General features: G+C 64.7%; 15 protein-coding genes and 3 pseudogenes. 12 read left to right on the top strand and 6 right to left on the bottom strand.

What is annotated here, in order from left to right; all coding sequences use genetic code 11:
• A pseudogene (gene glyA / locus F3J20_RS30140) lies at window positions 1-214 on the bottom strand (serine hydroxymethyltransferase); the annotation flags it as partial.
• Between the two features lie 419 nt (window positions 215-633).
• Between glyA and F3J20_RS30135 the strand changes: the two are divergent.
• The 7 genes from F3J20_RS30135 to purU all read left to right on the top strand — a co-directional run bounded on the left by F3J20_RS30135 (window position 634) and on the right by purU (window position 8735).
• Complete coding sequence (locus F3J20_RS30135; protein ID WP_167048214.1) at window positions 634-2019, top strand: L-serine ammonia-lyase; 1386 nt, start codon at window positions 634-636, stop codon at window positions 2017-2019.
• A gap of 16 nt (window positions 2020-2035) precedes the next feature.
• Entirely contained in the window at window positions 2036-3280 is a 1245-nt protein-coding gene (locus F3J20_RS30130; protein ID WP_167048217.1) for a sarcosine oxidase subunit beta family protein, read from the top strand.
• A gap of 35 nt (window positions 3281-3315) precedes the next feature.
• Window positions 3316-3624, top strand: a complete 309-nt coding sequence (locus F3J20_RS30125; protein WP_167048220.1) for a sarcosine oxidase subunit delta — start codon at window positions 3316-3318, stop codon at window positions 3622-3624.
• Window positions 3621-6629: a sarcosine oxidase subunit alpha family protein gene (locus F3J20_RS30120; protein ID WP_167285685.1), complete on the top strand. Its 3009-nt coding sequence runs from the start codon at window positions 3621-3623 to the stop codon at window positions 6627-6629. The genes F3J20_RS30125 and F3J20_RS30120 overlap by 4 nt, the downstream gene beginning before the upstream one ends.
• Window positions 6619-7263, top strand: coding sequence for a sarcosine oxidase subunit gamma (locus F3J20_RS30115; protein ID WP_167285684.1), 645 nt, complete (start codon window positions 6619-6621; stop codon window positions 7261-7263). Before F3J20_RS30120 ends, F3J20_RS30115 begins: the two co-directional genes overlap by 11 nt.
• The gene (locus F3J20_RS30110) at window positions 7260-7715 is read left to right on the top strand and encodes a dihydroneopterin aldolase (RefSeq protein WP_167285683.1); all 456 of its coding nucleotides are present in this window, start codon (window positions 7260-7262) and stop codon (window positions 7713-7715) included. Before F3J20_RS30115 ends, F3J20_RS30110 begins: the two co-directional genes overlap by 4 nt.
• 150 nt (window positions 7716-7865) lie before the next feature.
• Window positions 7866-8735 carry a formyltetrahydrofolate deformylase gene (purU, locus tag F3J20_RS30105; RefSeq protein ID WP_167048228.1) on the top strand — a complete coding sequence of 290 codons (870 nt, stop codon included), beginning with the start codon at window positions 7866-7868 and terminating at the stop codon, window positions 8733-8735.
• Between the two features lie 33 nt (window positions 8736-8768).
• On the opposite strand, the gene F3J20_RS30100 is transcribed toward purU, so the two are convergent.
• Window positions 8769-9803: a GlxA family transcriptional regulator gene (locus F3J20_RS30100; protein WP_167285682.1), complete on the bottom strand. Its 1035-nt coding sequence runs from the start codon at window positions 9801-9803 to the stop codon at window positions 8769-8771.
• A 514-nt stretch (window positions 9804-10317) separates the two neighbouring features.
• On the opposite strand from F3J20_RS30100, the gene F3J20_RS30095 reads away from it, so the two are divergent.
• Window positions 10318-11295: a choline ABC transporter substrate-binding protein gene (locus F3J20_RS30095; protein ID WP_345889949.1), complete on the top strand. Its 978-nt coding sequence runs from the start codon at window positions 10318-10320 to the stop codon at window positions 11293-11295.
• 209 nt (window positions 11296-11504) lie between these two features.
• Window positions 11505-13091 (top strand): annotated as a pseudogene (locus tag F3J20_RS30090) (APC family permease); the annotation flags it as partial.
• A gap of 269 nt (window positions 13092-13360) precedes the next feature.
• On the opposite strand, the gene betA reads toward F3J20_RS30090, so the two are convergent.
• From betA to betI, 3 genes are read right to left on the bottom strand one after another with little or no spacing between them, the layout of a single operon-like run.
• Window positions 13361-15052 carry a choline dehydrogenase gene (gene betA / locus F3J20_RS30085; protein WP_167285680.1) on the bottom strand — a complete coding sequence of 564 codons (1692 nt, stop codon included), beginning with the start codon at window positions 15050-15052 and terminating at the stop codon, window positions 13361-13363.
• An 11-nt stretch (window positions 15053-15063) separates the two neighbouring features.
• A complete protein-coding gene (gene betB / locus F3J20_RS30080; protein ID WP_167285679.1) occupies window positions 15064-16545 on the bottom strand; it encodes a betaine-aldehyde dehydrogenase in 1482 nt (493 codons plus the stop codon).
• Window positions 16546-16565: 20 nt separating this feature from the next.
• Window positions 16566-17180, bottom strand: coding sequence for a transcriptional regulator BetI (gene betI / locus F3J20_RS30075; RefSeq protein ID WP_167285678.1), 615 nt, complete (start codon window positions 17178-17180; stop codon window positions 16566-16568).
• Between the two features lie 369 nt (window positions 17181-17549).
• On the opposite strand from betI, the gene F3J20_RS30070 reads away from it, so the two are divergent.
• Both F3J20_RS30070 and fdhA read left to right on the top strand, forming a co-directional pair.
• Entirely contained in the window at window positions 17550-18695 is a 1146-nt protein-coding gene (locus F3J20_RS30070) for a porin (protein ID WP_167048241.1), read from the top strand.
• 173 nt (window positions 18696-18868) lie between these two features.
• On the top strand, window positions 18869-20065 hold the full coding sequence (gene fdhA, locus F3J20_RS30065; RefSeq protein WP_167048242.1) for a formaldehyde dehydrogenase, glutathione-independent: 1197 nt from the start codon (window positions 18869-18871) through the stop codon (window positions 20063-20065).
• Between the two features lie 142 nt (window positions 20066-20207).
• Here the strand turns inward: fdhA and F3J20_RS30060 are convergent, their stop codons facing one another.
• The gene (locus tag F3J20_RS30060) at window positions 20208-21263 is read right to left on the bottom strand and encodes a GlxA family transcriptional regulator (RefSeq protein WP_240162962.1); all 1056 of its coding nucleotides are present in this window, start codon (window positions 21261-21263) and stop codon (window positions 20208-20210) included.
• A 386-nt stretch (window positions 21264-21649) separates the two neighbouring features.
• Between F3J20_RS30060 and F3J20_RS30055 the strand changes: the two are divergent.
• A pseudogene (locus F3J20_RS30055) lies at window positions 21650-21806 on the top strand (peptidase M19); the annotation flags it as partial.

The raw sequence follows: 21806 nt of genomic DNA, 5'->3' as shown, positions 1-21806 counted from the left end.
CATATTCGCAGCCGCCGTAGTAGCGCTTGCCCGGATACCCTTCGGCGTACTTGTTCGTGAGTTGCGAGCCCTGTGCGGCCATGACCGCGGGCGAGGTGTAGTTTTCCGACGCGATCAGTTCGATGTGCTCTTCCTGACGGCGGTTCTCGAGTTCGATCGCCTTGAAGAGTTCGGGATCGACGTTTTCTACGGTGCTCGTTGAACGGTTGAACATGTTGAGGTCCGGTTCGTTGAGGGATGCGTTGGAGGAATCTCGTACCGATTGCGTCGCGATGCGCGAGCCTGACGTGATTCTGGTAATTCGAAATTCGTGCGACTAGAAGAATTGCGACAGCGCGCTAGTACGCCGATACCGGCGATGAAAACGACCGACCAGGGCTTTCCCGGAGTGCACACGGCTCAAGCATACGGTCCGCATGTGGCTTGCGTGTGGCCTGCGCGTTGCCTCTGTATACGGCCTGCATGCGGTTTTCCACGCGCGCCCGGCGGCACACCGGAACGAAGAGCGGCCACGCCACGCACCCAATCGGGAAAGTTACACGTGCATGTCGTTTTCCTTCTATCGGAAGTCTTTTGGCGTTGGTGTACTACGCACACTGTCATCAACCGCTGAGTCCACGAGGGGAGCGTCGCATGAACGTCAGCGTTTTCGATCTGTTCAAGATCGGCATCGGTCCGTCGAGTTCGCACACGGTCGGCCCGATGATCGCGGCCTGCCGCTTCGTTTCGCATATCGACGAAGCGAATCTGCTGCGCTTCGTCTGCCGCGTGAAAGTCGAGCTGTACGGCTCGCTCGGCGCGACGGGCAAGGGCCACGGCACCGACAAGGCGGTGCTGCTCGGCCTCGAAGGCCATTTGCCCGACACCATCGATCCCGACCAGATCGAGCCGCGTCTCGCCGCGATCCGCGCGCAGAAGTCGCTGTCGCTGCTCGGCCGGCAGACGATCCGCTTCGAGGAAAAGGAGTGCATCGGCTTCTACCGCAAGCTGATGAGCGGCACGAGCATCGTGCATCCGAACGGCATGCGCTTCCAGGCCTTCGACGAGAACGGCCAGTTGCTGGTCGAGAAAGAGTATTACTCGGTGGGCGGCGGCTTCGTCGTGAATCGCGACGGCGAGCGCGTGAACGGCCAGCGCGGCGCGCACGACGTGCCCTGGCCGTTTCGCACCGGCGACGATCTGCTGCGCGTGTGCAAGGAGAGCGGCCTGTCGATCGCGCAGATCGCCCACGCGAACGAATGCGCCTCGCGTTCGCCCGAAGCCGTGCGCGAAGGGCTGATGACGCTCTGGCACACGATGGCCGCATGCGTCGAGCGCGGCTGCCGGATGCACGGCGAGTTGCCGGGCCCGATGCACGTGCGCCGCCGCGCCGCCGATCTCTGCGCGCATCTGCGCGCGCGCTCCGAAGAGTCGCTGCGCGATCCGCTCTCGATGCTCGACTGGGTCAATCTCTACGCGATGGCCGTCAACGAGGAGAACGCGGCGGGCGGGCGCGTCGTCACGGCGCCGACCAACGGCGCGGCCGGCGTGATTCCCGCCGTGCTCCATTACTACGTGAAATTCGTGCCGGGAGCGAACGAACAGGGCATTGCCGACTTCCTGCTGACGGCCGCCGCGATCGGCATCATCTACAAGGAAACGGCCTCGATTTCCGGCGCCGAAGTGGGCTGCCAGGGCGAAGTGGGCGTCGCGTGCTCGATGGCTGCTGCCGCGCTCGCGGCCGTCATGGGCGGTACGCCGTCGCAGGTCGAGAACGCCGCCGAGATCGGCATGGAGCACAACCTCGGCATGACCTGCGATCCGGTGGGCGGCCTCGTGCAGATCCCGTGCATCGAGCGCAACGCGATGGGCGCGATCAAGGCGCTGAACGCGGCGCGCATGGCGCTCAAGGGCAACGGCCAGCACTACGTCACGCTCGACAACGTCATCAAGACCATGCGCGAAACGGGGGCCGACATGAAGACCAAATACAAGGAAACGTCGCGCGGCGGTCTGGCCGTGAACGTTATCGAATGCTAACGAAGGAAACCGCGAAATGAGCCGCTATTCGATATTCAGTCTGTTCCGCAACGGGTTGTCGTATCACGAGAACTGGGAGCGGCAATGGAAGAGCCCGGAGCCGAAGAAGGAATACGACGTGGTGATCGTCGGCGGCGGCGGCCACGGTCTCGCGACCGCGTATTACCTCGCGAAAGAACACGGCGTGAAGAACGTGGCGATTCTGGAGAAAGGCTGGATCGGCGGCGGCAATACCGCACGGAATACGACGATCGTGCGCTCGAACTATCTGTGGGACGAGTCGGCGGCGCTCTATGAAAAGGCCATGAAGCTCTGGGAAGGGCTCGCGCAGGACCTCAACTACAACGTGATGTTCAGCCAGCGCGGCGTGATGAACCTCGCGCACACGCTGCAGGACGTGCGCGATACCGAGCGCCGTGTGAATGCGAACCGCCTGAACGGCGTCGATGCCGAATTCCTCACGCCCGCGCAGATCAAGGAAATCGAGCCGACCATCAATCTCAACAGCCGTTACCCGGTGATGGGCGCGTCGATCCAGCGGCGCGCGGGCGTGGCGCGTCACGATGCGGTCGCGTGGGGCTTCGCGCGCGGCGCGGACCGTCTCGGCGTGGACATCATCCAGAACTGCCAGGTAACCGGCATTCGCCGCGACGGCGCGCGCGTGACGGGCGTCGATACCGTGAAGGGCTTCATCAAGGCGAAGAAGGTCGCCGTGGTGGCCGCCGGCAACACCACGACGCTTGCCGACATGGCCGGCGTGCGCCTGCCGCTCGAAAGCCATCCGTTGCAGGCGCTCGTGTCCGAGCCGATCAAGCCGGTCGTCAATACGGTCATCATGTCGAACGCGGTGCACGCCTATATCAGCCAGTCCGACAAGGGCGATCTCGTGATCGGCGCGGGGGTCGATCAATACACGGGCTTCGGCCAGCGCGGCAGCTTCAACATCATCGAAGGCACCTTGCAGGCGATCGTCGAAATGTTCCCGGTGTTCTCGCGCGTGCGCATGAACCGGCAGTGGGGCGGCATCGTCGACGTGTCGCCGGACGCCTGCCCGATCATCAGCAAGACCGACGTCAAAGGGCTCTATTTCAATTGCGGCTGGGGCACGGGCGGCTTCAAGGCGACGCCGGGTTCGGGCTGGGTGTTTGCGCACACGATCGCGAACGACGAGCCGCATCCGCTGAACGCAGCGTTTTCGCTCGACCGCTTCTATACCGGCCATCTGATCGACGAGCACGGCGCTGCCGCCGTCGCGCACTGAGTGCCGCACGCACCCGCTTACCAGGAGAAAACCACATGTTGCTGATCGAATGTCCGTGGTGCGGCCCGCGCGCCGAAGCGGAATTCACCTGCGGTGGCGAAGCCGAGATCGCGCGCCCGCTGGAGACCGAACAACTCACCGACAAGGAATGGGGCGACTACCTGTTCATGCGCCATAACCCGCGCGGTGTGCACAAGGAGCAATGGCTGCACGCGCAGGGTTGCCGCCGCTGGTTCATGGCGACGCGCGACACCGTCACGTACGAAATTCTCGGCTACGAGACGTTCCGGCGCGGCGGCGCGACGGGCGACTCGACCACGCCGGCGCAAGGAGACAAGGCATGAGCCAGAAGAACCGACTCGGCACGGGCGGGCGCGTCAACCGCGCGATTCCGTTGAACTTCACGTTCAACGGCCGCACGTATCAGGGCTATCAGGGCGACACGCTGGCCTCGGCGCTGCTCGCCAACGACGTGCATTTCGTCGCGCGCAGCTTCAAGTATCACCGGCCGCGCGGCATCGTCACGGCCGACGTCGCCGAGCCGAACGCGGTCGTGCAGCTCGAACGCGGCGCGTATACCGTGCCGAACGCGCGCGCGACCGAGATCGAGCTGTATCAGGGGCTCGTCGCGACCAGCGTGAACGCGGAGCCGTCGCTCGAACAGGATCGCATGGCGGTCAACCAGAAGTTTGCGCGCTTTCTGCCCGCGGGCTTCTACTACAAGACCTTCATGTGGCCGCGCAAATGGTGGCCGAAGTACGAGGAGAAGATTCGCGAGGCGGCGGGCCTCGGCAAGGCGCCCGAGGCGCTCGACGCCGACCGCTACGACAAGTCTTTTGCGCATTGCGACGTGCTGGTGGTCGGCGGCGGACCGAGCGGCCTGCTCGCGGCGCTCACGGCGGCGCGCAGCGGCGCGTGCGTGATGCTCGTCGACGATCAGCGCGAACTGGGCGGCAGCCTGCTCGCGGGCAAGACCGAGATCGACGGGCGCCCCGCGATTCATTGGGTCGAGAAGGTCGAGGCCGAACTCGCCGCGCTGCCCGACGTGACGATTCTGTCGCGCAGCACCGCATTCGGCTATCAGGATCACAACCTCGTGACCGTCACGCAGCGTCTCACCGAGCATCTGCCGGTGTCCGCGCGCCGCGGTTCGCGCGAAATGCTGTGGAAGATCCGCGCGAAGCGCGTGATTCTCGCCACCGGCGCGCAGGAGCGCCCGCTCGTATTCGGCAACAACGATCTGCCGGGCGTGATGCTGGCCTCGGCAGTGTCGGCGTATATCCACCGTTATGCGGTGCTGCCGGGCCGTAACGCGGTCGTGTTCGCGAACAACGACGCGGGCTATCAGTGCGCGCTCGATCTGAAGGCATGCGGTGCGGCGGTGACGGTCGTCGATCCGCGCGCGCAAGGCGCGAGCGAGCTGCAAGCGGCGGCGCGCCGCCAGGGCATCAAGGTGATGAACGGCGCGGCGGTGGCGAGCGCGCGCGGCAAGCTGCGCGTGTCGTCGGTCGAGGTCGTCGCGTGGGCGAACGGCCGCAGCGGTGCGAAGCAGGCCGAGCTTCCCTGCGATCTGCTCGCGATGTCGGGCGGCTTCAGCCCGGTGCTGCATCTGTTCGCGCAATCGGGCGGCAAGGCGCACTGGAACGAGGCGAAGGCGTGCTTCATGCCCGGCAAGCGCGTGCAGCAAGAGGTGAGCGTGGGCGCGGCCGCCGGTGAGTTCGGTTTTGCGCGGGCGCTGGCGCTCGCGATCGACGCGGGCGTCGATGCGGCCAAATCGCTCGGCTTCGCGGTCGAGCGCCCGCCGCTGCTGAAGCTCGTCGATCACGCCGAGGCGCCCATCCAGCCGCTCTGGCTGGTCGGCAGCCGCGAGGCCGCGGCGCGCGGGCCGAAGCAGTTCGTCGATTTCCAGAACGACGTCTCGGCAGCGGACATCCTGCTCGCCGCGCGCGAAGGCTTCGAATCGGTCGAGCACGTCAAGCGCTATACGGCCATGGGCTTCGGCACCGATCAGGGCAAGCTCGGCAACATCAACGGCATGGCGATTCTCGCCGACGCGCTCGGCAAGTCGATTCCCGAAACGGGCACGACGACGTTCCGCCCGAACTACACGCCCGTTACGTTCGGCACGTTCGCGGGGCGCGAGTTGGGCGATCTGCTCGATCCGATCCGCAAGACCTGCATTCACGAATGGCACGTCGAGCATGGCGCGATGTTCGAGGACGTCGGCAACTGGAAGCGGCCCTGGTATTACCCGCAAGGCAGCGAGGACCTGCACGCGGCCGTCAAGCGCGAATGTCTTGCGGTGCGCAACGGCGTCGGCATGCTCGACGCGTCGACGCTCGGCAAGATCGACATTCAGGGACCGGACGCTGCCAAACTGCTGAACTGGGTCTATACGAACCCGTGGAGCAAGCTCGAAGTCGGCAAGTGCCGCTACGGCCTGATGCTCGACGAAAACGGCATGGTCTTCGACGACGGCGTGACGGTGCGCCTCGGCGAGCAGCACTACATGATGACCACCACGACGGGCGGCGCGGCGCGCGTGCTGACGTGGCTCGAACGCTGGCTGCAAACGGAATGGCCCGACATGAAGGTGCGGCTCGCGTCCGTCACCGACCACTGGGCGACCTTCGCCGTGGTCGGCCCGAAGAGCCGCAAGGTGCTGCAAAAGGTCTGCGCGGACATCGACTTCGCGAATGCCGGGTTTCCGTTCATGTCGTATCGCAACGGCACGGTGGCGGGCGCGAAGGCGCGCGTCATGCGCATCAGCTTCTCGGGCGAGCTGGCCTATGAGGTGAACGTGCCGGCCAACGCGGGCCGCGCGGTCTGGGAAGCGCTGATGCAGGCGGGCGCCGAATTCGGCATCACGCCGTATGGCACGGAAACGATGCACGTGCTGCGCGCGGAGAAGGGCTACATCATCGTCGGCCAGGATACCGACGGCTCGGTGACGCCTTTCGATCTCGGCATGGGCGGGCTTGTTTCGAAGGCGAAGGATTTCCTCGGCAAGCGTTCGCTCTCTCGCTCGGACACGGCGAAGGAAGGCCGCAAGCAGTTCGTCGGCCTGCTCACCGACGACGCGCAGTACGTGCTGCCCGAAGGCGGCCAGATCGTCGCGCCCGATGCGGTGACGCGTGCCGACGGGACGACGCCGATGCTCGGCCACGTCACGTCGAGCTATTACAGCCCGGTTCTCGACCGCTCGATCGCGCTCGCGGTGGTGAAGGGCGGTCTCGGCAAGATGGGCGAGAAAGTCGTGGTGCCGATGGCCGATGGCCGTCGCGTTGCCGCGACGATCGCGAGCCCGGTTTTCTATGACACGGAAGGGGTGCGTCAGCATGTTGAATGAAACGATCGAACCGGTGCCCCTCGGGGAACGCGCGGTGACGGTGCCGCTGGAGTCGCCGTGCGTGGGCGTGGCCGCGCTGCTCGACGCGCATGAAGCGCAAGGCGAGCGCGTGACGAAGGCGTTCGCGATGCGCGAGCTGCCGTTCCGCGATCTCGTGACGGTGCGCGGCGAGCCCGGCGATGCCGCGTTTGCCGAGGCGTTCGCGCGGGTGGTCGGCTGTGCGGTGCCCGCGCAGCCCAATACGCGGGTGTCCGCCGCGCAGTACGACGTGCTGTGGCTCGGTCCCGACGAATGGCTCGTGCGTTCGCGCGAAGCGGTCAACGCCGGCGTGCTCGAAGACGCGCTCGTGCGGGCGTTGAACGGCATGTGGGCGTCGGCGGTCGATGTCGGCAGCGGCTATACGGTGCTGGAACTGAGCGGCGCGCGCGTGCGCGAAGTGCTCGCGCGCGGCTGTCCGCTCGATCTGCATCCGCGCATGTTTGGCGAAGGCCAATGCGCGCAGAGCTTCTATTTCAAGGCGTCGATCATGCTGATTCCGACCGGCGCGGAGCGCTTCGAAGTGGTCGTGCGGCGCAGTTTCGCCGACTACTTCTGCCGCATCATGCTCGACGCCGCGGCGCCGCTCGTGTCATGAAGCTCGTCGAGGGCGCGTTTGCGCGGCCGTTCGATGCCGCATTCGCGCAGACGCGAGGGCGCGGCTGGAGCGTGTTCGTCGAGGCGTTGAGCGTGCCGGTGCACGTGGGCATCCACGCGCACGAACACGGCGCGCCGCAGCCGGTCGTGATCGACGCGCGGCTTGGCTACGGCGGCGCACCCGACGAGTCTGGCGAATGGATCGACTATGACGGCTGGTGCACGCGCATTGCCGACTTCCTCGCGCACAAGCCGCATACGCGGCTGCTCGAAACGCTCGCGGTGGACGTGGCCGCGCTTTCGTTTCGCGAGTGGCCCGCGTTGCAGACGCTCGAACTCGCACTGCACAAGCCGAAGATCCGGCCCGGCACGCGCCGCGTGGGTATCGCACTCGACTGGACGCGCGAGGACTGGATCGCGTGGCGCGGTTCGCAAGCGCTCGCGAGCCAATAAAACCGCCGCGCTCGCCGCTTCTCCATGCAGCCGGTACGTAGTCGATATGCAATCGACAAGTAATCGATAAGCAGGCGCACAACTGAAGGTTCAGATCGCCGTGCCCGCGCCGCGTGCACGGATTACGCGTCTTATTGCGCAGGTACTCCCATGATTGGCGAAAACAAAGAGCAATTCATTCTCACCCTGTCGTGCCCGAGCGGGCCGGGACAGGTCGCGGCGATGGTCAGGGTACTGGAAGCGCATCATTGCTATATCGACGCGCTCAATGTTTTCGACGACGATCTGAGTGGCCGCTTTTTCGTACGCTGCGTATTTCATGCGGCCGGCGGCGAGCCGCTTTGCGTCGATAAACTCAAGCAGCAGTTCGCGCCGGTCGCGGCCGACTTCAACATGGAGTGGGCCGTGCATAGCGCCGAGGTGCGTCCCAAGGTGCTCATCATGGTGTCGAAGCTCGAGCACTGCCTCGCCGATCTGCTGTTTCGCTGGCGCATGGGCGAACTGAAAATGGATATCGTCGGCATTGCGTCGAATCATAACGATCTGGCCGCGCTCGCCGAATCGCACAAGCTGCCGTTCCATCATTTTCCGATTACCGGGGCCGGTAAGGAAGCGCAGGAGAAGCAGTGGCTCGACCTCGCGGAGCGCACGGGCGCGGAACTCGTCGTGCTCGCGCGCTATATGCAGGTGCTCACGTCCGACGCCTGCGAGAAGCTCGGCAATCGCGCGATCAATATTCATCATTCGTTTCTGCCCGGCTTCAAAGGCGCGAAGCCTTATCACCAGGCGCATGCGCGCGGCGTGAAACTGATCGGCGCGACCGCGCATTTCGTCACCGACGATCTCGACGAAGGGCCGATCATCGAGCAGTTCGTCGAACGCGTCGATCATGCGCTGCGTCCCGAGCAATTGCTGGCCGTGGGCCGCGACGTCGAATGCATCACGCTGGCGCGCGCGGTCAAGGCGTTTACCGAGCGCCGGGTATTTCTCAACGGCGACCGCACCGTCGTCTTTCAGTGACGATCGTCGCAGCCGGCGCGGCGTGTGGCCGGCTTATTCGACGCTCACGTCCGGCGTCAGCCCCTGCGATCGCGCCACGCGATACGCATGGGGCGTTTCGCCATATTCCTTGCGGAATTCGCGGCCGAGGTGAGACGCATCGGAGAACCCGCATGACGCGGCGATTTCCGTGACCGAGCGGTCGGAACTCGTGAGCATCCACGCGGCCATGCGCACACGCAATTGCCGGCCATAGGCATGCGGCGATTTGCCGGTTTCGGCCGCGAACAGTCTTTCGAGTTGCCGCACTGACAGATCGACCCGATGCGCGATATCAGCGAGCGGCAGAGGATGCCCGACATGCTGCTCCATGATGAGGATCGCGCGCCGCACCTGCGGATGCGTGGTCGGTGCGAGGCCGGCCGGATACGGCTGCGGCGCGTTGCCCTTTTGCGCCTCGTCGACGATCAGGATGCGCTGGGCTTTCTGCACGATGCTCGCGTCGAAATGCCGAAGCAGAATGGCCGCGGCAACGTCGATCGACGCGCGGCCGCCCGAGCAGGTGATGCGCCGCCGGTCCATGACGAAGAGCCGGTCCGCGATCAGGCTCGATTCCGGAATCGACGGGAAGCGCTCGACGAAATCCCAATAGTGAAACCAGCTGACGCAGATGCGGTAGCCGTCCATCACGCCCGCGCGCGCCAGTGAAAAAGCGCCAGTGCAGATGCCGACAAGCGTGGTCGGCCGCGCGGCGTTTTCGCGGATGAAGCGCAAGGTCGCGTCGCTGGCGGACGGGCCGGAGTGCAGCAGTCCGCCCACGACGACCAGATAGTCGAAGGCGCCCGCTTCCTCATAAGTTGCCCACGGTGTGACCTGAATGCCGCAGCTTGCGCGGATCGGCACGAGCGTTTCGCCGATGATGGTCCACGAGCACCGCACGGGGCGGCTCATGTCGCCATCGTCGCCGGCGAGACGCAGCAGATCCACGAAACCGGAGAAGGCGGTCAGCGTGAAATTGGGAAGCAGGACGATGCCGAAGCGTAACGGCGGTTTTTGGCCGTCGCGAGGCGGGACTGTCTGGGGCTGCATGGAAGGCATTCCGAGCGAAAGTGTGTGATGCGTGCTAGCCGTAAGCCCACGGTGAGGACGCAGCTATTTTATTGAATATGGTGGGTTGGAGTGCTTGCGTCGGCGCTGTCACTCCGTTCTGAATCTCCCCCGTAAGAATACACGACCTGCCGTGCGCCGGAGCCTTCCAGCGCGGCTTTAAAGCGGGCCTGGCTCGCTGCCCGACACGCGCCGCGCGTACCCATGACATTTTCAGAATGAAAGGAATCGGGCATACGTCCGAATCCCTGCCCCGCACCTGCTGGCTTTTTGTAAATTGATCGTTCAATCAACTTAAAGTCCTGTCCTGTCGGTATTGGCGGCAACGTTTGTCGCTTCTGCGCAATTGCCCGTCGCAATTGCTACGTTGATCGGCTTTTTGCCGGACAACCATGTGTCATGGGACGCACCCCATGACCGGTGCCCCATTCACGCCGATGAGCCGCACGCCGGATTCGATGCGATTTCCCTACGACGGGCCCGGCGGCGCGGCTTCATGACCCGAATTGCCAAGGAGACAACGATGTGCCGATTCCCCGTGCTTAAAACAGGCGCGCTCGCGTGCGCCGCGGTTCTCTGTGCCAACGCGTATGCCGCCGATCCGCTGGCGTGCAAGGAGGTGCGCTTCGCCGACGTGGGCTGGACCGATATCGCGGCGACGACCGGCGTCGCCTCGACAATTCTCGGCGCCCTCGGCTATGCGCCGACGAAGACGATCGCCTCGGTGCCGATCACGTTCGCGGGGCTCAAGAGCAAGCAGATCGACGTGTTCCTCGGCTACTGGTCGCCCACGATGGACCCGATCGTCGAGCCGTTCACGAAGTCGGGCTCGATCAAGGTGCTGCCCACGCCCAATCTCACGGGCGCCAAGTACACGCTCGCGGTGCCCGATTACGTCTTCCAGGGCGGGCTGAAATCGTTCCAGGACATCGCGAAGTATGCGGACAAGCTGCAAGGCCGCATTTACGGCATCGAGCCCGGCAATGACGGCAATGCGCTCATCGAGAAGATGATCGGCGCGAACCAGTATGGGCTCGGCAAATTCAAGCTCGTCGAATCGAGCGAGGCGGGGATGCTCGTGCAGGTCAACCGCGCGATTCGCGACAAGCAGTGGATCGTCTTCCTCGGCTGGGAGCCGCATCCGATGAACGTGCAGATGAAGATCGACTATCTCTCCGGCGGCGACGCCGTATTCGGTCCCGACTACGGCGCGGCGCGCGTGTTGACGGCGCAGCCGCCCGACTATGCGGCGCGCTGCCCGAACGTCGCGAAGTTCATCGCCAATCTGCGCTTCACGACCGACATCGAAAATCATCTGATGGTGCCGATCGCCAACAAGGTGGACCCGAACAAGGCCGCCGCCGACTGGCTGCGTGGCAATCCGCAGGTGCTCGACGCCTGGCTCGCGGGCGTGACGACGCTCGACGGCAAGCCCGGCTTGCCCGCCGTGCGCGCCTCGCTGGGCGTGCACTGACAGGCGTTCACCCGTGCCGTGGGGCGCCATGGGGCGCCACGTGGGTGGCGAGGCGCGACGCGTGCGTCGGATGCGCGTGGCGCTGCCCCTGAACATCCCTATTGGCGCGGCAATTCTGGTCGATTAACGTTCCGGACAGGAGGCGGCAGATGGAGCAGGCGGGAATCGGTGCATGTGGCGCGCAGGAAGAGACCGTACGAGGCGGGCAGGGTCATGGGCTGCAACGCGGCCTGAACTGGAAAGACGCGTTCTGGGTGACGAGCGGCGTGCCCGCCGGCGTGCTGTTCACGATCGGCGGCGTGTGCGCGACGATCGGCCAGCCGGCCTGGGCTATCTGGATCGCCTCGATTACGATGGGTCTCGTGCAAAGCGCGACCTACGCGGAAATCTCCGGGCTCTTTCCGCATAAGTCGGGCGGTGCTTCGGTGTACGGAGCGATCGGCTGGGTCCGCTACGGCAAGATGATCGCGCCCGTTTCCGTATGGTGCAACTGGCTGGCGTGGTCGCCGATGCTCGCGCTCGGCTGCGGGCTTGCCGCGAACTACGCGCTCACGACACTGTTCGCGCCCGACGCGGCCATCGTGCAGTGGCACTGGACGCTCGCCAACCTCGGCTTTATCAAGCCCGGCCTGACCTTGCGCATCAACGCCACGTTTCTGATTGCCGCGGCCTTTCTGCTCGTCACGTTCAGGCTTCAGCATAGCGGCGCTTCGAAGGCGGCGAAGACGCAGAAGATACTCGGCATCGCTTCGCTCACGCCGCTGCTGATCGTCGGCCTCGTGCCGATCATCACGGGCGACGTGCCCGCCGCACATCTCCTGCCGCTGCTGCCGCTCGGGCGCGACGCGCACGGCACTCTCACCGCCGCGTACTTCGGCACCTGGAACGGGCAAGGCGTGGTGATGGCGCTAGGCGCGATGTTCATGGCGGGATGGGCGTCGTATGGATTCGAAACGGCGGTCTGCTATACGCGCGAGTTTCGCGATCCGCGGCGCGATACGGCCAAGGCGATCTTCTGGTCGGGCGCGCTCTGCCTCGTGGTGATGACGCTCGTGCCTCTCGCGTTTCAAGGCGCGCTCGGCACGCCGCTGATGCTCGATCCGCGCATCGGCGACGGTACGGGCGTGGGCACCGCCATGGCCGCGATGGTGGGCGGCGGCGCGTGGGTTGGCAACGCCATCGTGGTGATGCTGATGCTCTCGATCCTGCTGATCGTGATGACCTCGATGATGGGATCGTCGCGCACGCTCTATCAGGCGTCGGTGGACGGCTGGCTGCCGCGCTACCTCTCGCGCGTGAACGGGCACGGCGCGCCGACGGCGGCGATGTGGACCGACCTCTGCTTCAATCTCGTGCTGCTGGCGATGTCGGACTATATGACGGTGCTGTCGATCTCGAACGTCTGCTATATGTTGTTCGTGTTTCTCAACCTGCAGTCGGGATGGATTCATCGCATGGATCGCGGCACGCGCGTGCGCCCGTTTCGCTGCCCGACGTGGCTGCTCGCGCTCGGTGCGCTGTGCGGTTATGCCAACCTGGTGTTCGTCGGCGCCGGCGCCGATCTGCAAGGCGAGGGCACGCTGCGCAATGGTCTTCTCGCAATGCTGCTGATCGTGCCGGTATTCGCTTACCGGCACTACTGGCAGGATCGCGGGCGTTTTCCGGCGGGCAGTGCGTCAGATATGAACGTGAGTGTGCCGGCGCGCAGCCGGTGGTTGAATCTGGCGCCGTATGGGGCGCTTGCCGCAGCCGTGCTTACGGTGGCCGTTTCGCATTGGCTGGCGGCTTCGGTTTGAAGCAGCCGCGGAGTTTGGTGGTCGGCGGCGTCATGCGGGAAACCGTTGCGATCGATCGGGATGCCGACGAACCCCACGTCGGCATTCGGCCTGTAAAGGCTATCGTCTTGTAGTGATCCGGGACGGAGTTGAAGATGAGGAAGACTGGCGCTTTTTTGATCCCGCTTCCGATGCGAAGCACTTCGTGATCGAGGACGGCAAGGTCGATCCCTGGTCTTTGTCGTGACCATGCGCCGTCACACCCGCGCCCGGATGTGCGGCGTGGATCGTCACGCTCCTGCCGTGGCCGGCTTCACCGCCCGCGCCGGCGCGCCGTTCGCCACGAAGTACGCGGCGTGCGAACGCGCCAGCGGCGCGCGTCCGCGAATCCTGTCCGCAATCTTTTCCGCGAGCATGATCGTCGGCGCATTGAGATTGCCGGTGGTGATGCGCGGCATGATCGACGCATCGACTACGCGCAGACCGTCGATGCCGTGCACGCGGCCTTCGCCGTCCACCACGGCCATGTTGTCGTAGCCCATCGCGCACGAGCAGGACGGGTGATACGCGGTTTCCGCGCGGCTGCGCACGAATGCGTCGATCTCCGCATCGGACCTGAGCGCCGCGCCGGGGCTCAATTCGCGGCCGCGGAAACGATCGAGCGCCGGCTGGGCGATGATCTCGCGCGTGATGCGGATCGCGTCGCGGAACTCGCGCCAGTCGAGTTCTTCGGCCATGTAGTTGAAGAGAATCGACGGGTGCTCGTGCGGATCGCGCGAGCGCAGCTTCACGCGCCCCCGGCTCGGCGAACGCATGGAGCCTACGTGCGCCTGGAAGCCATGCATTTTGATCACGTTGGTGCCGTTGTAATTGATCGCGACGGGCAGAAAGTGGTACTGGATATTCGGCCAGGGATCGTCGTCGCGCGTGCGGATAAAGCCGCCCGCCTCGAAGTGATTGCTCGCGCCGATGCCGGTGCCGCGCAGCATCCATTCGAGACCGATAGCCGGCTGATTGCGCATCAGCAGCGCCGGATAGAGCGAGACGGGCTCCCGGCACTCGTACTGCATATACATTTCCAGGTGATCCTGAAGATTCTGCCCGACCCCGGGCAGATCGAGCACGACAGGAATGTCGAGTTCGCGCAGCCACGCGCCGGGGCCGACCCCCGAGCGTTGCAGGATCTGCGGTGAAGCGATCGCGCCCGCGCACAGCAGCACTTCGCGGCGCGCATGGCGGGTGATGCGCGTGGCGCCGTCGAGAAAGACGACGCCGCAGGCGCGCTTGCCGTCGAACAGAATGCGATCGGTAACCGCATGCGTGACGATCTCGAGGTTCGGCCGTTGTCTCGCCTGGTCCAGGTAGCCGCGCGCGGTGCTCGCGCGCCGGCCCTTTGCCGTGACGGTGCGATCCATCGGGCCGAAGCCTTCCTGGCGATAGCCGTTCAGATCGTCGGTGCGCGGATAGCCGGCCTGCACGCCGGCCTCGATCATCGCCTCGAAGAGCGGATTGACGCCGGGTTTGCTCGTCGTCACATGCACGGGGCCGTTGCCGCCGTGATAGTCGTTCGCGCCGACGTCGCGCGTTTCGGCCTTGCGGAAATAGGGCAGGCAGTCCAGATAGCTCCAGTGCTCCAGCCCCTTGCGTTCGGCCCAGCCGTTGTAGTCGAGCGCATTGCCGCGGATGTAGCACATGCCGTTGATGAGCGACGACCCGCCGAGCCCCTTGCCGCGTCCGCACTCCATGCGCCGGTGGTTCATATGCGGCTCGGGCTCGGTTTCGTAAGCCCAGTTGTAGCGGCGGCCCTGCAGCGGGTAGGCGAGCGCCGCCGGCATTTGCGTGCGGAAATCGAAGCGGTAGTCGGGGCCGCCGGCTTCGAGCAGCAGCACCTTGATGTCGCTATCCTCGGTGAGGCGGGTGGCGAGCACGTTGCCCGCCGATCCCGCACCGATGATGATGTAGTCGTACTCTTGCGCGGCCATGCGGGACTCCCTCAGAAAACGGGCTGATACGGTCCCAGTTCCACCTGGACCGATTTGATGCGCGTGTAGTGTTCGAGCGTCGTGATGCCGTTTTCGCGGCCCACGCCGGATTGCTTGTAGCCGCCCACGGGCATTTCGGCCGGCGACTCGCCCCATGTGTTGATCCAGCAGATGCCCGCTTCGAGCCGATGGATCACGCGATGCGCGCGCGCGAGGTTGTCGGTCACGACGCCGGCGGCGAGGCCGTAAAGCGTTTCGTTGGCGCGCGCGATCACTTCGGCTTCGCTCGCGAACGTGAGAATGCTCATCACCGGGCCGAAGATTTCTTCCTGGACGATCCGCATGTCGTCGCGGCAACCGGAAAACACGGTGGGCTGCACGTATTGGCCGCGCGCGAAATCGCCTTGCGTGAGGCGTGCGCCGCCCGCGAGCAGCCGCGCGCCCGCGCGCTTGCCGCGCTCGATATAGCCGAGCACCTTGTCGAGTTGCGCGGCGCTCGCGAGCGGCCCGAAGTTGGTGGCGGGATCGGCGGGATTGCCGACGCGAATGCGCTGCACGCGTTCGAGCACGCGCGCTTCGAACTCGGCGATCACGGCTTGATGCACGAAGACGCGCGTGCCGTTGGTGCACACCTGGCCCGAGCTGAAGAAATTGGCCGTCACGGCGATATCGGCGGCGCGATCGAGGTCGGCGTCTTCGAAGACGATAAGCGGCGATTTGCCGCCTAGCTCCATCGTGACTTCCTTGAGCGTGGAGCCGCCCGCTGTCGCCATGACCTTCTTGCCGGTTTCGACGCCGCCCGTAAACGAAATTTTCTCGATGCCCGAATGTATGGCAAGCATCGCGCCCACGCGCCCGTCGCCGTGAACCACGTTGAAGACGCCCGGCGGCACGCCCGCCTCGATATAGATCTCCGCGAGTTTCGTCGCCGACAGCGGCGTGACCTCGCTCGGCTTGAAGATCATCGCGTTGCCGGCGGCGAGCGCGGGCGCCGATTTCCAGCAGGCGATCTGGATCGGATAGTTCCATGCACCGATGCCGGCCGTGACGCCCAGCGGCTCGCGCCGCGTGTAGACGAACGAGGTCTCGCGCAGCGGAATCTGCTGGCCTTCGAGCGCGGGGGCGAGGCCTGCGTAATACTCGATCACGTCGGCGCCCGTGACGATGTCGACGGCGCGCGTTTCGGCGATGGGCTTGCCCGTGTCGAGGGTTTCGAGGTCCGCGAGTGCGTCGTTGCGCTCGCGTAGCAACTCGACCGCGCGGCGCAGCACGCGCGAACGCTGCATGGCCGTCAGTGCGGCCCAGGCGCGCTGACCGGTGCGCGCCGATTGCACGGCGCGGTCGATATCGGCCGCGCTCGCGTGTTGCACCGTGGCGAGCTTCTCGCCGGTGGCGGGGTTGAAGGTGTCGAACGTTTCGCCACTGGTGGCGTCCGTGTAGGCACCGTCGATAAAAAGGCGTTGCACGGGGAAAAGAGGCGTCGAAGAGGGCATCGAAGTGGCTCCGGGACGGGTTATCTGGATGACTTGCTCGGGCGCGCCTTGGCGCGCGCGTCGAGCAGCAGGTCGATGTAGTCGTTGGCGATGCGCAGCGCGGTCTTCGTGTCGAACGGCTCGCCCGTCAGCGCGCCGCGCAGCCAGAGGCCGTCGATCAGCGCGGCGAGGCCGCTCGCGGCACGGCGGGCCGCCGTGTTCGGCAAGACCCGCTCGAATTCCGCGCACAGGTTCGAGTGAAGCCGCCGCGTGTTGATGCGTTGCAGCCGGCGCAGCGCAGGCTGATGCATGCTCTCGGCCCAGAACGCGAGCCATGTCTTCATGACGGGCGAGTTCACCTGCGAGACGTCGAAATTGGCGGCGACGATCGCGCGCAGCCGCGCGCGCGGCTCGTCTTTCGCGGCCTGGCGCCGGCGCATCGTCGCTTCCCACAGGTCGTGCAGCACATGGCGCATGGTGGCTTCGAGCAGGCCATCCTTGCCGCCGAAGTAGTGGCTCACGATGCCGGTGGAAATGTTCGCGTGCTGCGCCACGCTCGCGAGCGTCGTGCCTGAAAGACCCGACTGGTCGATCGATTGCAAGGTGGCGTCGATGAGTTGCGCGCGACGTATGTCGCGCATTCCGATCTTGGGCATGGTGGTTCGGGACACTCCTGGAAGGTTCTCACTTTAGGTTTTTTTTATTGATTGTTCAATCAATAAAAACGCAATAAAGGCGGGATCGGCGGATTTCATAAAGTCGATGTCGGATTGCCGATGATCGCGCTGTCGAAGTGCCAGGAAAGCCCGCCGCATAACGTTTTGTGCCTGTTTTGCAGGGGTTTTCGCGTTGCCGGGTGTCGTTCCTGCACCAGTGGATGTCGTGTCCGCGCAAGTCAGCCGAGATTTGGACTTGTACGTTCTGTTCGTCCGCGCCGGACTTTATGGCCGTTTTTCAGGGCTGTTTTTCATGCCGGCCTGGCGCGGCCCGACAACCGTATCGCGAGACAGGAGAGAGACGACACCATGAGAAAAACAGGAAACGCGGTGGCACTGACCGGTATGGCGCTGGCATTGGCCGCTGTCCCGAACGCGAGTTATGCGCAGAGCAGCGTCACCTTGTACGGGATCATCGACGCCGGCGTGACCTACGTGAGCAATGCGGGCGGCTCGCACCAGGTGAAATTCGACGACGGCATTGCCCAGGCGAACCGCTGGGGCCTCAAGGGCACCGAGGATCTCGGCGGCGGCATGAAGGCCGTGTTCGAACTGGAGAGCGGCTTCCATCTCGGCAACGGACAGATCGCCAACGGCGGCTCGCTGTTCGGCCGCGCGGCGTATGTCGGATTGCAAAACGATTGGGGCACGCTCACGCTCGGCAATCAGCCCGACATGACGCAGGAGTTCGTCTATCTCTACAACGCCTCGGCATGGGCGAGCGGCTACGCGATCAACCAGGGCGACTTCGACCGCATGAATGGCGACCATTTGCAGAACTCGGTGAAGTTCATGTCGAACACGTTCGGCGGATTCCAGTTCGGCGGCATGTACTCGTTCAGCAACAAGGCGGGCGACTTCCATAACGGCAGCGCGTGGAGCGTCGGCGCGCAGTATCAGCACGGCCCGTTCGCGATGGGTACCGCGTACACGCAGCTCAATAACCCGTCGGGCATCTACGGCTTCGACCCCTACGCGATGATCGGCGTGCGGACCTTCTTCGGCCGGCCGACCGTCAGCGTCGATCCGGCTACGGGCACGGTAACGTCGCTCTATGCGGACACGCCGTTTCCGGTGGACAAGCAGGCCACCTTCGGCGCGGGCGCGAGCTATGCGATCGGCAACGTCACGCTGATGGGCGCTTTCACCTACACGCAGATCACCGCATTCGGCGAGAGCCGGCACATGCAGGTAGGCGAAGGCGGCGCCAACTGGCAGATGACGCCTTCGTTCAGCATGACGGGCGGCTACCAGTACACGCACTTCGACGGCCACCACTGGAACCAGCTTTCGGCGGGCATGCATTACCTGCTGTCGAAGCGCACGGACGTTTATCTGTCGGGCGACTGGCTCAGGGCTTCGCAGGGCGTGGACGCGGTGATCGGCTATGGCTTCACGCCTGCGTCGACCACCACGCAGGCCGACGTGCGCATCGGCCTGCGGCATCTGTTCTGAGCGCGACCTCTCATGACGGAGCGTGTCGCGGGATGGCGGCGCCGTTCAAGTGCGCGTCGTTTTTTGCACATCGCCGGGTACGGGCGGCACGCTACGCTCGAAACGTCGTTGCGTTGCGCGCTTGGCATGAGGCAACGCGTTCCCATGTACAGCATCGAACAGGAGACAGCGAGATGAGCGGTAATCGAGGCGTCGTGTATCAGGGGCCGGGCAAGGTCGAAGTGCAGAACATCGCGTATCCGAAGATGGTCGATCCGAGCGGGCGCTCGATCGGTCACGGTGTCATTCTCAAGGTGGTCAGCACCAATATCTGCGGCTCGGATCAGCATATGGTGCGCGGGCGCACGACCGCGCCGGTCGGCCTCGTGCTCGGCCACGAAATCACCGGCGAAGTGGTCGAGGTGGGCAAGGACGTCGAGACGCTGAAAATCGGCGACCTCGTTTCGGTGCCGTTCAACGTGGCATGCGGGCGCTGCGCGATGTGCCGCGAACAGCACACGGGCGTGTGCCTGACCGTGAATCCGTCGCGCGCGGGCGGCGCCTATGGTTATGTCGATATGGGCGGCTGGATCGGCGGGCAGGCGGAATACGTGCTCGTGCCGTACGCCGACTTCAATCTGCTGAAATTCCCCGACCGCGACCAGGCGATGGCGAAGATGCGCGATCTCACCTGCCTCTCGGACATTCTGCCGACCGGCTACCACGGCGCGGTAACGGCGGGCGTGAAGCCGGGATCGACCGTCTATATCGCGGGGGCGGGGCCGGTCGGGATGGCGGCCGCGGCGTCGGCGCGCCTGCTCGGTGCGGCCTGCACGATCGTCGGCGATATGAATGCGGAACGGCTCGCGCATGCGAAGGCGATGGGCTTCGAGGTGGTCGATCTGTCGAAGGACGCCTCGCTTGGCGAGCAGATCGAGCAGATTCTCGGCAAGCCGGAAATCGATTGCGCGGTGGATTGCGTGGGCTTCGAGGCGCACGGCCATGGCGCGGCCGGCCATGCCGAGGAAGCGCCCGCCACGGTGCTGAATTCGCTGATGGAAATCACGCGCCCGGCCGGCATGATCGGCATTCCGGGTCTTTACGTCACCGACGACCCCGGCGCCAGCGACGTGGCCGCGCAGCACGGCAGCCTGAGCATCCGCTTCGGCCTCGGCTGGGCGAAGTCGCATTCGTTCCATACGGGGCAAACGCCGGTGCTCCGCTACAACCGCAACCTGATGCAGGCGATCCTGTTCGACCGCCTGCCGATTGCGAAGATCGTCAACGTCTCGGTGATTTCTCTCGACGAAGCGCCGGAAGGCTACAAGAAGTTCGATGGCGGCGCGCCGCGCAAGTTCGTCATCGATCCGCACGGTTTGCTGGCGGCGTAGTCGAGCGTCGTCGAACCGCGCGAGCATGCGAAACGGGCCGCCAGTTTTTCTGGCGGCCCGTTTTGCTGTTGGGCGTGATAAAGCCGGAACGCCGGAATAGCCGAGGCGCTTTTTATCGCGCCTGCTATGTTTATGCGTGCGTCTAGGCGTGCACCGGTGCTATTGCGAGAGGTGCCGCCGGCGTGCCCATGCCCGAAAGCGGTGCAATGCGCTTGCGGCGCTCGCCGGTCGGCGCGCTGCCGAAGGCGTCGCGGTAGCTCTTGCTGAAGTGGCAGGCCGACTGGAAGCCGCACGCCATCGTGATCTGCATGATCGACATGTCGGTTTGCAGCAGCAGTTCGCGCGCACGGCGCAGGCGCAGCGTCAGATAGTAGTGCGTGGGCGTCATGCCGAGATGCTCGTGAAAGATCCGCTGCAATTGCCGCTGCGACAGGTTCGCGAGACGCGCGAGTTCCTCGCGCGAAAGCGGCTCTTCGATGTTGTTCTCCATCAGCGAGATGACTTCGAAGAGCGATTTGTTGGCGGAGCCGAGCCGCGCGACGAGCGGCATGCGCTGCTGGGCGGACGTGTCGCGCACATGCTCGATGACGAATTGCTCGGCGATCTGCGTGATGCGGGCAATGCCGACGCGCGCCGCGATCAGGTGCAGCATCATGTCGAGCGGCGCGACGCCGCCGGTGCAGGTGACGCGGTCGCGGTCGATGACGAACAGTTCCTTGAGAAAGCGCGTAGACGGAAACTCTTCCTTCAGCGCCGACATGTTTTCCCAGTGGATCGCGCAGGCGTAGCCGGCCAGCAGCCCGGCTTTTGCGAGCGCGTAGGTGCCCGTGCACAGGCTGCCCAGCACGATGCCCATGCGCGCGAAGCGGCGCAAGGCGGCGAGATGGGCGGGCGTGGTGGCGCGCTGCACGTCGATGCCGCCGCACACGAACACGATGTCGGGCTGCCCCGCGCATTCGGCCGGGCCGGTATCGATGGCAAGACCGTTGCTGGCCGTCACGAGGCCGCCGTCCGGACTGATGACCGACCACCTGTAAAGCGGCTGGCCACTGAGGTAGTTCGCCATGCGAAGGACTTCGATCGCGTTGGTGAACGCGATCATGGTGAAGTCGGGCAGCGGCATGAACGCGAAGTGCGCTAACGACGCCGTGCGATCCGGCAACATGGGGACTATTCCTTTGTGGTCAATCTGGGTCAATCGCCTGCTGGCCGGGGGATGGCTGGCTACGGCTGCCGCAATTCTGGGATCTGGCAGGGCAAGTGTGCCATGCGGCAAAACCCTGAGTCATCTGAACAAAAAAGAACGACTTCCGCGGGAAAGAACGGCGGCGTGATGCGGCTTGAATTAACGCGGGCCGAACACTTGTGAAAAACGGACGCGAATGGCGGAAAAGGCAAAGAACGCGTCTGAATTCCGACAATGGGCGTTTATTCGAACGACAAGAATAGAGCCGTCGGTTTCGTGCAGGTCGACCGGTGGAAAGCCGGATCGAAATGATCGCGCCGGAAACAATCGTTCCGTGCGTATCTTTCATTTACTGCATTGAATACTTTCAAATTCATGCGATAGTCCTGGAGCGGGTCATGAGCACGCAGAGCACACTGCACGACAACAGCATCATCATCGACGGTCTGAACATTTCGAAATTCGAACGCTCGGTGTTCGAAGACATGCGCAAGGGCGGCGTCACCGCCGTGAACTGCACGGTCTCCGTGTGGGACGACTTCCAGAAGACCATCG

It is taken from the genome of Paraburkholderia sp. Cy-641, assembly GCF_011752945.1.
In the GTDB taxonomy this organism is placed as follows: Bacteria; Pseudomonadota; Gammaproteobacteria; order Burkholderiales; family Burkholderiaceae; genus Paraburkholderia.
Note: the sequence above shows the minus strand (reverse complement) of the source record. Positions and strands in the feature narration are given on the sequence as shown.

What these genes read in the sequence shown, in the direction of transcription:
- F3J20_RS30130 (WP_167048217.1), top strand. Translation starts at nt 2,036, where the DNA reads ATGAGCCGCTATTCGATATTCAGTCTGTTCCGCAACGGGTTGTCGTAT.
- betI (WP_167285678.1), bottom strand. Translation starts at nt 17,180, where the DNA reads ATGCCCAAGATCGGAATGCGCGACATACGTCGCGCGCAACTCATCGAC.
- betA (WP_167285680.1), bottom strand. Translation starts at nt 15,052, where the DNA reads ATGGCCGCGCAAGAGTACGACTACATCATCATCGGTGCGGGATCGGCG.
- F3J20_RS30100 (WP_167285682.1), bottom strand. Translation starts at nt 9,803, where the DNA reads ATGCAGCCCCAGACAGTCCCGCCTCGCGACGGCCAAAAACCGCCGTTA.
- F3J20_RS30095 (WP_345889949.1), top strand. Translation starts at nt 10,318, where the DNA reads ATGACCCGAATTGCCAAGGAGACAACGATGTGCCGATTCCCCGTGCTT.
- fdhA (WP_167048242.1), top strand. Translation starts at nt 18,869, where the DNA reads ATGAGCGGTAATCGAGGCGTCGTGTATCAGGGGCCGGGCAAGGTCGAA.
- F3J20_RS30070 (WP_167048241.1), top strand. Translation starts at nt 17,550, where the DNA reads ATGAGAAAAACAGGAAACGCGGTGGCACTGACCGGTATGGCGCTGGCA.
- F3J20_RS30125 (WP_167048220.1), top strand. Translation starts at nt 3,316, where the DNA reads ATGTTGCTGATCGAATGTCCGTGGTGCGGCCCGCGCGCCGAAGCGGAA.
- F3J20_RS30110 (WP_167285683.1), top strand. Translation starts at nt 7,260, where the DNA reads ATGAAGCTCGTCGAGGGCGCGTTTGCGCGGCCGTTCGATGCCGCATTC.
- betB (WP_167285679.1), bottom strand. Translation starts at nt 16,545, where the DNA reads ATGCCCTCTTCGACGCCTCTTTTCCCCGTGCAACGCCTTTTTATCGAC.
- F3J20_RS30120 (WP_167285685.1), top strand. Translation starts at nt 3,621, where the DNA reads ATGAGCCAGAAGAACCGACTCGGCACGGGCGGGCGCGTCAACCGCGCG.
- F3J20_RS30115 (WP_167285684.1), top strand. Translation starts at nt 6,619, where the DNA reads ATGTTGAATGAAACGATCGAACCGGTGCCCCTCGGGGAACGCGCGGTG.
- F3J20_RS30135 (WP_167048214.1), top strand. Translation starts at nt 634, where the DNA reads ATGAACGTCAGCGTTTTCGATCTGTTCAAGATCGGCATCGGTCCGTCG.
- purU (WP_167048228.1), top strand. Translation starts at nt 7,866, where the DNA reads ATGATTGGCGAAAACAAAGAGCAATTCATTCTCACCCTGTCGTGCCCG.